This window comes from Arsukibacterium perlucidum DSM 18276 (genome assembly GCF_000382165.1).
GTDB classification, from domain to species: Bacteria; Pseudomonadota; Gammaproteobacteria; order Enterobacterales; family Alteromonadaceae; genus Alishewanella; species Alishewanella perlucidum.
This window is the reverse complement of sequence record NZ_KB907735.1, coordinates 17,065-33,199: the sequence shown is the minus strand read 5'-3', so window position 1 is coordinate 33,199 and position 16,135 is coordinate 17,065. Positions and strand designations below refer to the sequence as shown.

General features: G+C 48.7%; 13 protein-coding genes. 5 read left to right on the top strand and 8 right to left on the bottom strand.

Annotation, left to right across the window (positions count from 1 at the left end; translation table 11 throughout):
- Both pckA and H141_RS0117880 read left to right on the top strand, forming a co-directional pair.
- Window positions 1-1,093 (top strand): phosphoenolpyruvate carboxykinase (ATP) (pckA, locus tag H141_RS0117885; protein ID WP_019677665.1); only part of this gene is annotated, 1,093 nt, incomplete at its 5' end.
- 222 nt (window positions 1,094-1,315) lie between these two features.
- Window positions 1,316-2,935 (top strand): methyl-accepting chemotaxis protein, encoded by a 1,620-nt coding sequence (locus H141_RS0117880; protein WP_019677664.1) that lies wholly within the window; start codon window positions 1,316-1,318, stop codon window positions 2,933-2,935.
- 74 nt (window positions 2,936-3,009) lie between these two features.
- On the opposite strand, the gene H141_RS0117875 is transcribed toward H141_RS0117880, so the two are convergent.
- The 5 genes from H141_RS0117875 to H141_RS0117855 all read right to left on the bottom strand — a co-directional run bounded on the left by H141_RS0117875 (window position 3,010) and on the right by H141_RS0117855 (window position 8,325).
- Window positions 3,010-4,032 (bottom strand): CNNM domain-containing protein, encoded by a 1,023-nt coding sequence (locus H141_RS0117875; RefSeq protein ID WP_019677663.1) that lies wholly within the window; start codon window positions 4,030-4,032, stop codon window positions 3,010-3,012.
- Window positions 4,033-4,157: 125 nt separating this feature from the next.
- The gene (locus H141_RS0117870) at window positions 4,158-6,008 is read right to left on the bottom strand and encodes a choice-of-anchor I family protein (protein WP_205620427.1); all 1,851 of its coding nucleotides are present in this window, start codon (window positions 6,006-6,008) and stop codon (window positions 4,158-4,160) included.
- A 148-nt stretch (window positions 6,009-6,156) separates the two neighbouring features.
- The gene (locus tag H141_RS0117865; protein WP_019677661.1) at window positions 6,157-6,948 is read right to left on the bottom strand and encodes a UDP-2,3-diacylglucosamine diphosphatase; all 792 of its coding nucleotides are present in this window, start codon (window positions 6,946-6,948) and stop codon (window positions 6,157-6,159) included.
- Window positions 6,949-7,063: 115 nt separating this feature from the next.
- On the bottom strand, window positions 7,064-7,309 hold the full coding sequence (locus tag H141_RS0117860) for a YheU family protein (RefSeq protein ID WP_019677660.1): 246 nt from the start codon (window positions 7,307-7,309) through the stop codon (window positions 7,064-7,066).
- Window positions 7,306-8,325, bottom strand: coding sequence for a hydrolase (locus H141_RS0117855; RefSeq protein WP_420834579.1), 1,020 nt, complete (start codon window positions 8,323-8,325; stop codon window positions 7,306-7,308). Before H141_RS0117855 ends, H141_RS0117860 begins: the two co-directional genes overlap by 4 nt.
- A 46-nt stretch (window positions 8,326-8,371) precedes the next feature.
- On the opposite strand from H141_RS0117855, the gene H141_RS0117850 reads away from it, so the two are divergent.
- The 3 genes from H141_RS0117850 (at window position 8,372) to H141_RS0117840 (ending at window position 11,899) form a co-directional block, all read left to right on the top strand.
- Complete coding sequence (locus H141_RS0117850; protein ID WP_019677658.1) at window positions 8,372-8,875, top strand: hypothetical protein; 504 nt, start codon at window positions 8,372-8,374, stop codon at window positions 8,873-8,875.
- The gene (locus tag H141_RS0117845; protein WP_019677657.1) at window positions 8,875-10,425 is read left to right on the top strand and encodes a GMC family oxidoreductase; all 1,551 of its coding nucleotides are present in this window, start codon (window positions 8,875-8,877) and stop codon (window positions 10,423-10,425) included. The genes H141_RS0117850 and H141_RS0117845 overlap by 1 nt, the downstream gene beginning before the upstream one ends.
- A gap of 91 nt (window positions 10,426-10,516) precedes the next feature.
- Window positions 10,517-11,899 (top strand): diguanylate cyclase domain-containing protein, encoded by a 1,383-nt coding sequence (locus H141_RS0117840; protein WP_019677656.1) that lies wholly within the window; start codon window positions 10,517-10,519, stop codon window positions 11,897-11,899.
- A 7-nt stretch (window positions 11,900-11,906) separates the two neighbouring features.
- Here H141_RS0117840 and H141_RS0117835 read toward each other — a convergent pair whose 3' ends face one another.
- The 3 genes from H141_RS0117835 to H141_RS0117825 form a co-directional block, all read right to left on the bottom strand.
- Window positions 11,907-12,695, bottom strand: a complete 789-nt coding sequence (locus H141_RS0117835) for a CLCA_X family protein (protein ID WP_019677655.1) — start codon at window positions 12,693-12,695, stop codon at window positions 11,907-11,909.
- Window positions 12,696-12,700: 5 nt separating this feature from the next.
- Window positions 12,701-14,353 (bottom strand): NAD(P)/FAD-dependent oxidoreductase, encoded by a 1,653-nt coding sequence (locus H141_RS0117830; protein ID WP_019677654.1) that lies wholly within the window; start codon window positions 14,351-14,353, stop codon window positions 12,701-12,703.
- Between the two features lie 118 nt (window positions 14,354-14,471).
- Complete coding sequence (locus H141_RS0117825; RefSeq protein WP_019677653.1) at window positions 14,472-16,007, bottom strand: leucyl aminopeptidase family protein; 1,536 nt, start codon at window positions 16,005-16,007, stop codon at window positions 14,472-14,474.
- Between the last annotated feature and the right edge of the window lie 128 nt (window positions 16,008-16,135).

The following is a 16,135-nucleotide window of genomic DNA, read 5'->3' as shown; positions in this document are numbered from 1 at the left end:
CCCGAACTGGCAGCAGCAGGGTTTAAACTCGGAAAACTTCGTGGCTTTTAACCTGACTGAACGTATTCAGTTAATAGGCGGTACCTGGTACGGCGGCGAAATGAAAAAAGGTATGTTCTCAATGATGAACTACTTTTTACCATTAAAAGGCATAGCGTCGATGCACTGCTCCGCTAACGTCGGTAAAGATGGCGATGTTGCAATATTCTTTGGCTTGTCTGGCACCGGCAAAACAACGCTGTCTACCGACCCGAAGCGGCAGCTGATTGGCGATGATGAGCATGGCTGGGACGACGATGGTGTATTTAACTTTGAAGGCGGCTGTTACGCTAAAACCATCAACTTGTCGCAGGAAAACGAACCGGATATTTATCAGGCTATTCGTCGTGACGCCCTGTTAGAAAACGTTAGCGTAGCCGCCGATGGCACTATCGATTTTGACGATGGTTCAAAAACCGAAAATACCCGGGTGTCTTACCCGATTTACCATATCGACAATATCGTTACACCGGTTTCGAAAGCCGGCCATGCCAAAAAGGTTATTTTCTTAACGGCTGATGCCTTCGGTGTATTGCCGCCGGTATCTAAGTTAACGAAGGAACAGGCTAAATATCACTTTTTATCAGGCTTTACCGCCAAACTGGCCGGCACCGAGCGTGGCATTACCGAACCGACTCCAACCTTCTCCAGTTGTTTTGGCGCAGCCTTCTTAAGCCTGCATCCCACTCAGTATGCTGAAGTATTGGGTAAGCGGATGGCAGCGGCCGGTGCCGAAGCCTACCTGGTTAACACCGGTTGGAATGGTAGTGGTAAGCGCATTTCAATTAAAGCAACCCGCGCCATTATCGATTCAATTTTAGATGGCAGCATTGAAAATGCCGAGTTTGTGCAGTTGCCGTACTTTAATCTGGCAATCCCCAAACACCTGCACGATGTAGAAGATGGTATTCTCGACCCGCGGGCAACGTACAGCGATGCGGCGGACTGGGAGCTTAAGGCGAAAGATCTGGCGGAACGTTTTGTGGATAACTTTGCCAAGTTTACCGATAACGACGAAGGTAAGGCGTTAGTCGCCGCCGACCCGCAGTTGTAAACCAGCGGGTTGCTTAATATGGAAAAGGCCGTTTCTACGGCCTTTTTTTATTTCACAAGTGATTCAATACCTGCCCTGGCAACGCAATAGTTTATCGTGAATATATTTGTCTAATCAGCACAGCGTAGCTCTTGATAAAATTTTTTTAATGAAACATATTGTGTAAAGACTCCCTCCTGGAGACAGGATCGTTAATCATGACGATACCAACAGAGGTGACAGATGTTACGAACTATAACCATTCAAAAACGATTACTGGCCGCCTTTAGCTCTCTGGCCCTGCTACTGTTAATATCAGGGCTGTTAAGCTTAAACAGCATGACGAATATCCGCGAGCGGGCGGAGCTGGCTGAAATTGATTTAATTCCTTCTCTGGTTAATCTGGCGGATATGAATTTATACCTTTCGCGTATCCGGATCCGGATGCTAGATATAATGCTTTATCAGGAACCAGAACGCTTTGCTGAGCACAGCGGCAAGCTTGATGAGTTTAAGCAATTGTTAAGTAAAGCGCAGACTGACTTTGAGAAAAAAATTCACTCAGAGCGAGAACGCCAGCTATACAACGAATTTAATGCAACAGAAAAGGAGTATATCCAGGCTCAGGAACAAATATTGGCGCTGGTAAAAAATAATGATTTAGCAACCGCTACCGCAATGCTGGCGAAATTACGACCGGTGACAGCTAAAATGATGGTGTTGCTGCAACAGCTTTCAGATATGACTGTGCAATATGCCCAAATGTACCGTGACGAATCGATAAGTGCCTATGTTTCAGCCCGCTGGATTACCATGAGCATTGTTGTTTTTTCAGTTGTTTTTGCCGTTATCATCTCAATTACCATTGCAAGAAGCATTAACCGGCCTTTAAAGCGCGGCTTAGAAGCTGCTCAATATATTGCTGATGGTGATTTAAGCAGACCGCTTACAGTTGATGGTAATGACGAGCTGACCGAGTTGGCGCAGGCGCTGCGGCAAATGCAAAAAAATTTACGCGAGGCAATCAGTCATATCGCCAGTTCGTCTAATCAGCTGGCTTCTGCAGCAGAAGAGCTGAATGTGGTTACTGACGAGTCAGCTAAAGCGTTGCAGCTGCAAAATGATGAAGTGCGGCAAGCGGCGACAGCTATCACGGAAATGAGTTCAGCAGTGGATGAAGTGGCAGCAACGGCGCTGAAAACGTCTGATGCCTCGGCACAATCGTCTAATTTGGCTAAGGAAGGCACGCAAAAGGTAGTTCAGACGCGCAGCGTGATAGAGAAAATGAATGCAGAAGTGCAAAAAAGTACCGCAGTGATCAATACATTGGCAGAAAAGGTCTCTGATATTAATCTTGTGTTAGAGGTGATTCGCAGTGTTGCTGATCAAACAAATTTGCTGGCGCTCAATGCAGCGATAGAGGCTGCCCGGGCCGGTGAAGCTGGTCGAGGTTTTGCGGTCGTGGCCGATGAAGTGCGCAGTCTGGCATATCGTACGCAAACTTCTACCGGTGAAATTGAGCAAATGATTCATCAGGTTCAGACTTCTGCTAAAGAGGCGGTTGACGCTATGCAATTAATTAGTAGCAATGCCGATAACGCGCAGAGTGTTGCAAAATCGGCGTCTGATGCGCTGGAGTTGATAGCAGAAAATATTATGGAGATCAGTGATCAAAATCATGTTATTGCCGGGGCAGCAGAAGAGCAATCGAAAGTTGCACGTGAAATAGACCGTAATATTGTTTCTATAAGTGATTTAGCCGCGCAAACTGCGGATGGTTCCAGCCAGACTACGGCAAGCGCAAGTGAATTATCCCGTTTAGCAGTAGAGCTGAACGAGCTGGTAAGTAAGTTTAAGGTATAGGTTGGCGCTATAGGTTGGCGCGAAGAAAACAGGCCGCAATTATGGCCTGTTTTTTTGATTACTCCAAAGATTGCTTAATCATCTGACAGGTTTTTCAGGCGGTGTTCCCAGCGCCTTTTGGCAAAGCGGCGCATATTTGGGATGTCATCGGTTTCATCCATAATGGGCTGGCCAATAATGGTTTCAATCACATCTTCCATGGTGACTAAACCAAGCCAGGTGCCATATTCGTCATACACTAAACACATATGCTGGCGCTCATGCATCAGCTGGGTCATAAGGTGTTCGGCGCTCATTTTATCTGAAATAACTTTTACCGGTTTCATTAAATCAGCTACCACCAGCTGCTCGGTGATATTTAGCATATCATAGCGAAACACGATCCCCAGCGGCGCTTCATCCTTGTCAATTACCGGGTAGCGTGAAAACTGACCTATTTTAACCCGTTCGGCAAACTGCTTCAGTGGCTCGTCCGGGCTGGCGCTTTCGCAGACGGTGCGCGGGGTCATAATATCGCGCACTTTAATGTCATGCAGGTCGAGAATATTGGCAATAACGCGCTGCTCATCCTCGTCCAGCTTATTCATTTCCCGGCCTAATACAGTCAGGGCCTTGATTTCCTGACGTAAATCATGCTCATGAGTGCCACCACCGAATAATTTCATTATTTGATCCGACAGCCAGATAAAAGGCCGCAGCAGGGTAATCATTATTTTTAGCGTTAGCGGCAGTATCGGTGCCAGTGCAGGCCAGTAGCGGGCACCAATAGTTTTAGGAATAATCTCTGACAGCACTAAAATAAGCAGCGTCATCACTGCTGACGCAATACCCAGGTAGCCGTCACCAAACACCAGGGTAACCTGGGCACCAACACCGGTAGCACCAACAGTATGCGCAACAGTATTCAGGGTTAAAATAGCGGCCAACGGCTGGTCAATTTTATCTTTCAATACTTTAAGTTCTTCATAAAGCTTAGGCTTTTGAATTTTCTGCTGGGCAATATAACTGGGGGTAATGGAAAGCAACGCTGCTTCCAGAATAGAGCAAATAAAAGATACCGCGATAGATAAAACTGCAAACGCAATCAACAGGCTCATATAGGTTAGTTACAACACTCCGTTTTGCTAAGGAAGCGGCAGTATAAAATGGCTTGTACAAAAAAGCGAGCCGCTAACAAACCGGCTCGCAATCATTACTACAGTGCACCCTAAGTTGACTTAGCTTATAACTCGGTAACCTGGTATACGGTGACGCTGCCACTGACTTCGTTACCAATTATCAGTAATGCATTGCCATTTGGGCTGTCAGCTGCCGGCACAAATTTAATACTTTCCGGCCCCAGGTCGCCGGCAAACGGCACTTCTGTGCAATCCAGGCCTTCAGTAGGATCGCAGGGATTGGCCAAATCGTCATCCAGTTCAAACTCAGCGTCAAAGTCACGGTTTATATAATGGCTGACAAAAACAGACTGGAACGGGTTGGTGACATCATAGATAAACAGGTCGCCCGAGCGCTCTTGCGCAATAAAGGCGTAGGTACGGTCTTCAATAGTGCCGACGTCAATCGCTTCCGGTTCCCCCCCTTTATCATCAGAGCGGTTATCACCTTTGTTCTCGGTATGTGCACTGTTAAAGTTATTGCCAAGTATGGCGGCAGAAATGCGTCCAAAATCGTCACCTGAGTCATAAACCATATTTATGTTCTGATCCCAGATTGAAAATGAACGTGCACCATAGGCGTATAGTGCTTCCACAATGCCGTCGTCGTCTGGGTCAACCATTGCCGCGCTTACTTTTAAGCGGCCTAAACCATCATCACCGCCAGTAGTGTCATACAGGGCCTGCAACTCGGTGCTAAAGGTTTTATTCAGTTCGTCCGGGTCTATAATGTCTGCTGCTCTTATATCTTCTGAGTAGGCATCCCAGTCTCTTGAATCGCCTTCATTGGCAGAAACAATGAAAGTGGCACCGTTCCATTGGTATGAGGCAATGCTGTCTGGTTGATACATGCCATACACATTTGGAAGCTTGGCAAACGATGCGACTTCATCTTCATTCGTGAAATCAATCAGGTACTGGCCCCAGTCTTTTAAACCCAGTGCCTTAACTTCAATGGTCATATCGGTCAGGTCAATAATACCAATGGCATTGCTCTCTTGCAGCGATACCCAGGCTTTTTTGCTGTCTGCGGCAACGGTAATGTATTCTGGTTCCAATTCCTGAGCCACTGAAGTGCCGACAGGACTGGCGAATTTGACACCGGTACTTTGTAATAACGCTTTGCGTTTAGCATCGGTGTCGTAATCGTTGGCAGAGAGCAAATCTGAACTGAATACCATATCGCTGCTAAGGTTAATGGTTTGCGCCAGATCAGCTGGCATGCCATCGGAAAGGTTAATCACAGAAATGCTGCCTTCCGGATCAAGTATATAATCGGTATCTGGTTCGCCTTCATTGGCCACCAGCACCTTGCTGCCATCAGGTGTAAAAATAAGCATGTCAGGCAGTGCACCTACTGCGACTGCTTTAACAAAGCTGCCCACCCCGGTAGCATTCAAATTGTAAAATAGCACAACACCATTGCTGGTTTTAGCTGGACTCGCCACCGCTATTGCCAGCATATCGCCATAAATAGCGATTGAGTTGGCTTCACCCAATACTACGCTAACGTCTGCGCCTGCATCGTTTTTAACGGTGACAGTATCAGCAAAAGTGAAGGGTACTGAACTCAAGCTGTCATCGGTAATGCCATTGCCAACAGCAGTAATTGGCAGGTTAGTTAAGTTGATAACCTCAATCTGGTTATCGGCAGAGTTAATGGCAAATGCTGAGTTTGATGTTTTGTGAAACTGGACAACCTCAGCAGCCGATTTACCGTAAATGCCAGTGTTAAAGCGGCCGACAACTTCGATATTCAGTTCTCGTGGTAAGTTTTTCCCTGGTTGGCCAGTCTGACCGCTGCCTCCTGCTGGACCCGCAGGCCCTGCGGGGCCTGCTACGCCATCGTCGCCATCAAGCGAGCAGCCGGATAAAATAGTAATAATACTTAATGTAAGCAGTGAACGTTTTAGCATGCTGATATCCCTGATTTTTTTATTAAAAGTGACGAAAATTAATAAATCAGTGTCAGCAATCCAGGTGACAATTTCGTGAAAATATGATGATATTTTTATGACGCCAGTATTTTTTTGGCGTGCTATTGGAAATATACCAATGTAGGTTTCAAGCAGCTTTAGCTTTACTGGCAACAGGTTGTAATGGTAGCGAGGCCAGCCGCTGTGCTTGCTCGGTCCAGTGATATAGTGCCAGGCTACCATCGGTTTGTTCGACCAGCGCGGTGCAGTTATCAATCCAGTCGCCATCGTTGCAATAAATGATGCCTTGTTCCAGCCGGATTTCCGAGTGGTGGATATGGCCACATACGACACCATCATAGCCACCTTTCAGCGCCTTATTTACAACCGCTTGCCGGTAACGGGCTATCGCCTTTTGTGCGCCCGGCACCTTGCGTTTAATGTAAGCTGCCAGACTGAAATACTGGCCGCCAAACAACCGTCTGCTGCGGTTAAACCAACGGTTTAAAAACAGTAAAAAGTCGTACAGGGTGTCGCCCAGCCAGTTGTGCAACGGACCGAAGCTGACTTCTTTGTCGAATTCGTCGCCATGCAATAATAGTAATTTTTTACCCTGCAAAGTGGTGTGGCTGCTGCGCAGGGCTACCTTAATATTACCGAAGCTTTTGCCATGATAGAGCCGCAAAGCTTCGTCATGATTGCCTGGCACATAAATAATTTCGCAGCCTTGCTCAGCTTTATCCAGCAACGCTTTGATTACCTGATTCTGATTTAACTGCCAGTAAACCTGTTTGCGCATGGCCCACAAGTCAATAATATCGCCCAGTAAATAAATTTTATCAGCCTGAGTCTGTTGTAAGAAACTGAGCAAATAATCAGCCCGGCAATCTTTGCAGCCCAGATGGACGTCGGAAATAAAAATAGCGCGGCATTCGAACATTACTATTCCTTGCTCAGTTGCAATGCACGCTTACTATTCCGTTGCCAGATGGCAGCCTTATGACGTTTATCTGACTGTTTATTTACAATTTACGCTATGAGCTTACGAACTTTGGTTAGTCAGTAGGGTATTGTTCAGCAGCTTGCTGAATAAATAACTGCTTCGGCATCAGGTTTACTGTTTCATGTAGTTCTGAATAGACGATGACGACTTCGCCATTTTCCAACTGGCGCTTAACCGCAGTCACTTTTTCTGGCAGGGAGATTTCATGCTCGCCATAATCAGTACCCTCGCGCAGCACATAGTATTCAATCAGGTTGTTCAGGGTGTCTTGATCAATGTCGCTATAGGGGATAATCATAAATTCAACTGTTGTTTAATAAAGGCAGGAATACGCTGATTTAGCCAGAACTGTGGTTTTAACGGGCTGCCATGCACAAAGCCGACATGGCCGCCGCCACCGGTAAGTTCATAGTGCACGTGCTGGCTTAGCTCTGCTGGTTTTGGGATCACCTCGTCACTTAAAAAGGGATCGTCTTTGGCGTGAATAATCAGGGTGGGTATCTGAATATGTTTTAAAAATGCTTTGCCGCTGGCCCGCTGGTAGTAGTCCTGGGCATTTTTAAAGCCATGAATTGGCGCAGTGAAGTGCTCATCAAACTGCTCAATACTGGCAAAGCCCTGTACCTGCTCAGGCGTTAATGGCAGCGGAAAATCAGTAAATTGCTTTAGCTTTAATAAGGTACTGCGCTTTAGCCGGCCGAGCAAATAACGTTGGTATAGTTTGCTGCTGCCGGTATTAATCCGTTTGGCACAAGCTGACAGTGACAAAGGCGGGCACACTGCTATAGCCGCAGCCAGCGGGTTTTCTGCAGCCTGTTCGCCACAATATTTCAGCAGCACATTGCCTCCGAGCGAATAGCCCACAGCCACCAATGGCCGGCTGGGGTAGCGACGTTTTATTTCATTAATTACCAGGGCAGCATCGGCGGTATCGCCACTGTGATAAGCCCGTGGCAGTTTATTCGGTTGGCCATTACAACCGCGAAAATGCAGCAGTACTGCCGACCAGTTAAGCTCACGGCACTGCGCCAGCATTGCCTGAATATAGTGGCTGTTAATATCGCCGGCCAGGCCATGCAATAAAATCAGCAGCGGCGTAGCTGCTTGTGTCGTTTCACAAGGCAACCAGTTTAGTTGCAGTTCATCGCCATCCGGTAGGCTGAACATTTCAGGCTCGGTATTCAGCCGCTGTTTCGGGCTTAAATACTTGGCAAAAATAGTTTGCAGATGGGCATGCCTGAGCCACCAGGCTGGCTGAAAAGGCGGTTGCGTGTGATCCTGAGAAACTGGTCTGAGCTGAGCTTGCAAATGCACGAATCCTGATAAACAATGGCTTAAATTTTAGTAAGAGTGCAGCACTATGGATCGGCGGCAATTTATTTTATCCGGCATTGCTTTGGCAGCGGCTGCCAGTTTAGGTGCCGGTTTAAGTATCTATGGCTGGCAGCAAAGCCTTAACGCTGATGATAACAACCGTGACTTAGTGCTGTCTGCGATATTACCTGCGCTATTGTACGGCGCTTTACCCCGGGATGCGAGCATGGCTGCGATGGAGCTTGAGCGAACTAAAGCTGCGGTTAACGATTTTCTGCCGTTTTTACCGCTGCGCCAGCAGCAGGAGCTGCATCAGTTATTTAATCTGTTGGCCAATCGCATTAGCCAGCTGGGCCTGACTGGCCATTTAACCCAGCTGGCTGATTTGAGTCTCCAACAGCGGTTGGCCTTGCTGGACAGTTGGCGCGACAGTTATCTTGGAGTATTGCAGCAAGCCTATCATGGCCTGCGCGAGCTATTGTATGGTGCGTACTATGGCCAGCCAGAGCACTGGCAGGTTTTGGCTTATACTGCGCCGAGGTTTCGTTAATGACTAATCACCTGGATGCCAGCCAGTTTACGCAGGATCAGCAGTTTGAGGCGGATATTGTGATTATCGGCTCGGGTGCCGGTGGCGGTATTGCCGCTGAGCAATTTGCTCAGGCCGGCCTGAAGGTGCTATTGCTAGAAGAAGGCGCCTATTACACCCGCGATGATTTTGTGATGGAAGAGCGCTGGGCTTACCCGAATTTGTATCAGGAAGGAGCGGCCCGCAAAACCCGCGATCAGGCGATTGGCATTTTGCAAGGCCGCACCGTTGGTGGCTCTACCACCGTTAACTGGACTACTTCTATTCGCACGCCGCAGCCAACCCTGGATTACTGGCAAAGCGAGTTTGGCCTGAATTTCAGTGGTGCTAATGATTTAGACCCGTACTTTGCCAAAGCCGAACAGCGCTTAAATATTAAACCCTGGCAAATCGCGCCCAATGCCAATAACAGTGTGGTGCAGCGCGGCTGTCAGGCGCTGGGGTGGCAGTACACGGTGATCAGCCGCAATGTAAATGGCTGCGCTAACCTTGGCTATTGCGGCATGGGTTGCCCGATAAATGGTAAGCAGTCGATGCTGGTCAGCACTATTCCGGCGGCGCTGACACTGGGTGCGACCTTAATCTCGCGGTTGTCGGTGCGTAAATTTAACTGGCAGGGCGATAACATCACCGGCGTTGAGGCTGTGCCGGTTGATCAGCATTTTCAACCACGCCTTGATGTCAGTGTCAGTATTACAGCTAAACACTACATTCTGGCGGCGGGTGCCATTGGCTCGCCCGCTATTTTACTGCGCTCCGGGGTGCCTGATCCGTCCGGTCGCCTGGGCAAGCATACCTACCTGCACCCGTCACTGATCAGCGGTGCTTTGTTTGCTGAAGATATTAATGGCCATGCCGGGGCGCCGCAGTCTGTTTACTCTGATCAATTTGTCTGGCCCGACAGTGATCATATCGGCTATAAGCTGGAAGCCGCGCCGGTACATCCGGTACTTATGGCCACCAAGCTACTGGGCAGTGGCGAGCAGCACGCGTCGCTAATGCAGCAGTTTAACCAGCTGCAGGTGACCATAGCGCTAATGCGCGATGGTTTTCATCCGCAAAGCCAGGGAGGCAGCGTTATGCTGGATAGTCAGCAGCAACCGGTGCTGGACTATCCGATAACAGATTATCTGTGGCAGGGAGCTCGCCGGGCGTTGTTGTCGATGGCAGAGTTACAATTTGCCGCCGGTGCTAAGCAGGTAATGCCAATTCATCATGACGCCAGGTTATATAACCGCTGGACCGAGGCCAAAACAGCGATTAATAACTTGTCTATGCAGAAATACCGGCAAACTGTGGCCTCAGCCCATGTAATGGGCGGTTGTAATATGAGTGCCAATCCGGCGAAAGGCGTGGTTAATCAGCAGGGCCGTCATCATCAAATGCAAAACCTGTCAATATTCGATGGCTCCATTCTACCGACCAGCTTAGGTGCTAACCCGCAACTAACCATATATGGTATGACCTGGCTGAATTGTCAACTATTGCTGGCAGGGCTGACCACAGCATAGTTTGTCTTTTATGATTTCATGCTATTGTTAATTGAAAAATCGGGCGGCAACTCCCGGCTAACAGCGAAATTTATCTGCGAAGCTGAATAAAATGACCGAGCCCAGTTATACGGTGCTAAGTAACTATATAGATTTACTACTTGATGCTATCTGCGTGGTGGATAAACAGGGTTGCTTTGAATTTGTCAGTCCGGGCGCTGAGCGCATTTTCGGTTACACACCGCAGGAAATGATTGGCCATTCCATGCTGGAATTTATTCACCCGGATGACCAGCAGCTAACACTGGCTGTTGCCGCGCAAATTAATCAGGGTGCGGTAAAGCTCGATTTTGAAAACCGCTATATTCGCAAAAATGGTACCACAGTGCATTTGCTGTGGTCGGCCCGTTGGTCTGATGATAAACAGCAGCGGGTAGCTGTCGCCCGCGACATTACCAGCCTGAAACAAGCCCAGCGTCGTCAGGCGGCACTTTATGCAATATCGGAAGCTGCCTTTGCCGCGGAAGATATAAACCAGTTATACCAGCAAATCCATCAGATCATTGCCGGCTTAATGCCAATGCAAAGCTTTGTGATTGCCAGGTATGACATCCAGAACGGCATTAGCTTTGTTTATGACAGTGCTACAGCTCCGGAAGCAGCGTCGCGAGTTGCCGTCAGGTTAACTAACGATCTTTGCAGCCGGGTTATCGGCAGCGGCCACAGTTTACTGTTTTGCAAGGCGCAACTGTCTGCGGTGGCGGGTAATTCGACGTTGTCAGTCGTTCAGCCAGATACTAATGCCTTAGCAGTGCCGCTGAAAACACACAGCGGCATTATTGGGGCATTACTGGCACAGAATACCGCACATGCGCCGGCTTACAGTAATGCCGAACTTGAAATGCTGGAGTTTGTTGCAACTCAGGTCGCGGTGTCAATCGAACGTAAGCAAATGCTTGCCCGCCTGAAATTTCATGCGCTATATGATCAACTAACCAGCCTGCCGAACCGTGAGCTGTTTCAGGACCGGATGTTCTCAGCATTGGCACGTGCCGAACGTGAACAAGGCTTACTGGCGCTGCTTTATCTGGATTTAGATAAGTTTAAGCAAATAAATGATAACTTCGGTCACAATATTGGTGATGAACTGCTGCAGGAGGCGGCAAAGCGCCTGCAACAGGCAATTCGTCAAACTGATACTGCGGCCCGTTTTGGTGGCGATGAATTTGTGATTTTACTGGAGCAGGTAACCAGTGAAGCCACCGCTATACAGTTGGCAGAAAACATCCGCCTGGCGCTATGTCAGCCATATCAAATTGATAGTCAGCGGCTCAGTATTAACCCCAGTATCGGCGTTGCGTTGTACCCGCAACATGGAACAGTGCAAAAAGAGCTGGTGCTAAATGCTGATGAAGCCATGTATCTGGCCAAAAAGGCTGGTGGTAACCGGGTTGTGCTCAGTGATGGCAAGTTATTAAAACGGGCGCTAAAGTAAGCGCTATTCAGCTGACTTTTCCCCGCAGGCTCTGCCCCAATGCCTGAAAATACGGCAACCATAGCTGGCTGAGGGTGAAGCTTAAATGCTCGCCCGGGTAAACCCCAAGTTTAGCCGCCTTACTTTGTAAGGTGCCAGAGACCAAAAAGCTGTTTTTAACTGGCTGGCGCTGCAGCATATTTTCAAAGGCTCGGGCGGCCATTTCTTCCGGCAGCGCCAGATAAAGCTGCTGGCGCTGGGCATCCAGCTTGCGGCAGTGCCGGAAATAATCACTCTCAGAGTTGCCATCAGCCGATAAAAACAGGCTGATAAAGGCCTGATCTAATAACGCATTTAATGGATGTGCATATTGTGGCAGCGACTGGAGCCAGCAACGACTGGCAAAGCGGTTAGCTGGCGGCGCCGGGCTGAACAGCTTGCTGGCTATATAATGATCAAAGGCATGAAACCATTCATGTGCCAGACTGCCACCACCAGCGTTTTTAGCCAGTGCTAAAATGCGACCCTGCGGTTGGTAGTGAGCACAGACCCCGCGCTGACCGCCTATGCCGTAGGTCAATGCCAGGCTGCCATTGAGCGATATCACCTGCTCGGGTACCTGCAGCAACAGCTGTAAATCGCACAGCGCATCAAAAAACAGATTAGCCGCCTGCTGTTGCTCGGCACTTTGCACCCAACGGCCAATATGAATGCTGTTAAAACCAAATATTTTAACTAAATCGCCAAAGCTGACATCGGCGCCTGCCCGGTGTGGCGGGCCATTGCGGTAGTATTGCCAGCTAAGTCCCTCTGCCACAGCGGTTAATCAGTGGTGCTGTTATCAACAACAGAATCAGCAACATCATCAGCATCAGTATCCAGCATGGCTAATGCCAGCGCTTCTGCTACTTTAATGCCATCAATACCCGCTGATAAAATACCGCCGGCATAGCCTGCGCCTTCCCCTGCCGGATACAGGCCTTTAACATTAATGCTCTGATAGTCATTACCACGTTTAATACAAATGGGCGATGAGGTGCGGGTTTCCACCCCGGTTAACAAACCATCGGCTTTAGCAAAGCCTCTTATTTGCCGGTCAAACGCGGGTATCGCTTCCCTGATAGCAGCAATGGCAAAGTCAGGTAATACCTTTGATAAATCGGTCAGGGTAATGCCGGGGGTATACGAGGGCTTAACTTCACCCAGTTCGGCCGACTGCTTGCCTTGTAAAAAGTCGCCAATTAACTGCGCCGGCGCATGATAAGTTTCACCACCCAGTTTAAACGCCTGCTCTTCTAACTGGCGTTGCAGCGCAATACCGGCCAACGGATGACCGGGATAGTCACGGTCAGGGTCTATACCTACCACAATGGCGCTATTGGCGTTACGCTCGTGCCGCGAGTACTGGCTCATACCGTTGGTCACCACCCGGCCTTGCTCAGAGGCTGCGGCGACCACCGTGCCACCCGGGCACATACAAAAGCTATAAACCGTGCGGTTATTGCTGCAATGATGTACCAGCTTGTAATCGGCAGCGCCTAAAATCGGGTTGCCGGCATTCGGGCCAAAGCGGCACTCGTCAATCATCGATTGCTCGTGCTCAATCCGAAAACCAATCGAAAACGGCTTCGCTTCGATATAGACACCCTGCTGATATAGCATTTCAAACGTATCGCGGGCACTGTGACCAACAGCCAACACTACATGTTTACTGTGCAGCTGCTCGCCGCTAGCCAGGGTTAAGCCAGTCAGCTGACCATTATCGATATGTAGCTTATCTACTCTGCTGCTAAAGCGGATTTCTCCGCCCAGCTCGATAATTTTTGCCCGCATTTTTTCAACCATGGCTACCAGTTTAAAAGTTCCGATATGCGGCTTACTGACATACATAATTTCATCCGGCGCGCCGGCGGCAACAAACTCGCTCATTACTTTGCGGCCATAATGCTTCGGATCTTTTACCTGACTGTATAGCTTGCCATCAGAAAAGGTGCCGGCGCCGCCCTCGCCATATTGTACGTTTGATTCCGGGTTTAATTCTTTGCCTCGCCAAAAGCCAAAGGTGTCTTTGGTGCGCTCACGTACTTCTTTGCCACGCTCTAAAATAATCGGCTTAAAGCCCATTTGTGCTAATAATAGACCAGCGAATAAACCACAGGGGCCAAGACCAATCACAACAGGCCGCTCAGTCAGATTCTCAGGGGCCCTGGCCACGAACTTGTAGCTGGTATCAGGTGAGGGTTTAACATGCGGGTCTTTGGCGAAGGTATTCAGCAGTGCCGCTTCGTTGTCAACCTCGATATCCAGGGTGTAAATAAGCTGAATATCGGTTTTCTTGCGGGCATCAAAGCCGCGCTTAAACACGCTAAAGCTGTGCAGCTGCTCTGGTGTTAGTTGCAGTTTGCTTAAAATGGCGGCAGTTAGCCCATTTTCGTCATGGTTTAGCGGGAGTTTTATTTCGGTCAGGCGCAGCATACAGGTTCCGTATCGGTGTCATTGCTGCCAGGTTAATTCCTGGCAGCTCACAAGATAGGGCTATTTTACGCCAATGCGACGGGCAAAGGGTAACGCTTTATGTGCCTGTGAAGGTGGTTTATAGTTGTTTTGCCTGCTGGCGCACCAGTTGATCCATAAAACGGACACCCCAGCCCTGGGATCCTTTAGGAGCAACAGCAATATCTGCATCTAACCAATCTACACCGGCGATGTCTAAATGCACCCAGGGTAATTGCTCATCAACAAAGGTGGCAACCACTGCAGCGCCAATACTGGCACCAGGATTGCCCGCACCAGAGTTTTTAATATCTGCGATCTCCGATTTTATCTGTTTAAAATGATTGGGGTGCAGGGGTAATGGCCATACTTCCTCACCACTCAGTTTACCTACTGCCATCATTTTTACACTGAGATCCCAGTCGCGGGTAATAAGTGCGGCGTATTCATCGCTTAATGCCCGGGCGGCTGAGCCGGTTAAGGTGGCAATATTAAGCAACATGCCGGGTTTATATTGCTGCTGGGCATAACGCACAGCATCAGCCAAAATCAGACGGCCTTCTGCATCAGTAGAGATAATTTCGATAGTGGTGCCTTGCATGGTGCTTAGTACATCGCCTGGACGAATGGCATTGCCCGCTGGCATATTTTCCGCCAAGGGCATAAGGCCAACCAGATTAACGTTCTCGCCACGAGAAGCTACAGCTAGCATGGTGCCCGCAACGGCAGCAGCACCGGACAAGTCCGATTTCATCGCCCACATGCCGTCGTTAGGCTTGATACTAATTCCGCCGGTGTCAAACGTAATGCCTTTACCCACTAAAGCCGTAGGCGGGGTATTTTTACTGGTACCGTTGTACTCTATTACCAGTAATTTAGGTTCATGCACCGAACCAAGGCCAACCCCCATCAGGGCACCCATATTGTGCTTTTGCATGTCTTTTACGTTAAGCACGGTGACTTTAACATTTTTTAAACCGGAAAATTTGGCCGTTACCCGCTCAACAAAGGTTTGTGGGTAGATATTTTTGCCAGGCTCGGATGCTAAATCTCTGGCTAAGTAGATCCCTTCGACAACATACCGCAAATCATTTTGATACAAGGTTGCGGCGGTGTTGTCAGCTGCGTTAAGAATTAACCAGCGTGGCGACGTTTTTGCGTCAGCCTTTTTATAGGTATCAAAGTGATAGTCCCGCATGCCGGCACCCATCGCAATATAGGCTTCAGGTGCTGCAACATCGGTTTTTATATCATCGCTAAACAGGGCGATAGCTTGCTGGCCGTTGGCGGGGAAGTTCGATACAGCATAGCCGCCAAGTTGCTGTAACTCGGCCTGGGATAACAATTTATCCGTACCAGATACAACCGTAATTTGGCTAAACGGGCTTAAGCCGTAAAAGGTTTTGTGTTGGCCAAAATCGTTTTTCAGGCCAGAGGCTTTTATCGCCTTACTTAAGCGGCCCTCGGTTAACTTATCAACCTGCGCTGCGCTACCGCGTAATTGCGTAACGTCGGCCACAAACAACACCAATTGTTGCTGGCCTTCTATTTTAAGATCACGGAATTCCACCTTAGGCATGGCCAGACTGTACGCACTAAACAACAGCGGCAGCAATAATAGGATAAGTTTTTTCATGTTATTGTTTCCATTGTAATTAACAACTGCGCAGAATACGTCAGCGATGTTTATTTCGATCAGGCAGACGTTACATTATCAAAGTCATATCAGGAATGCCAAGCTAACCGCAATGGTGCCAGTTTGTT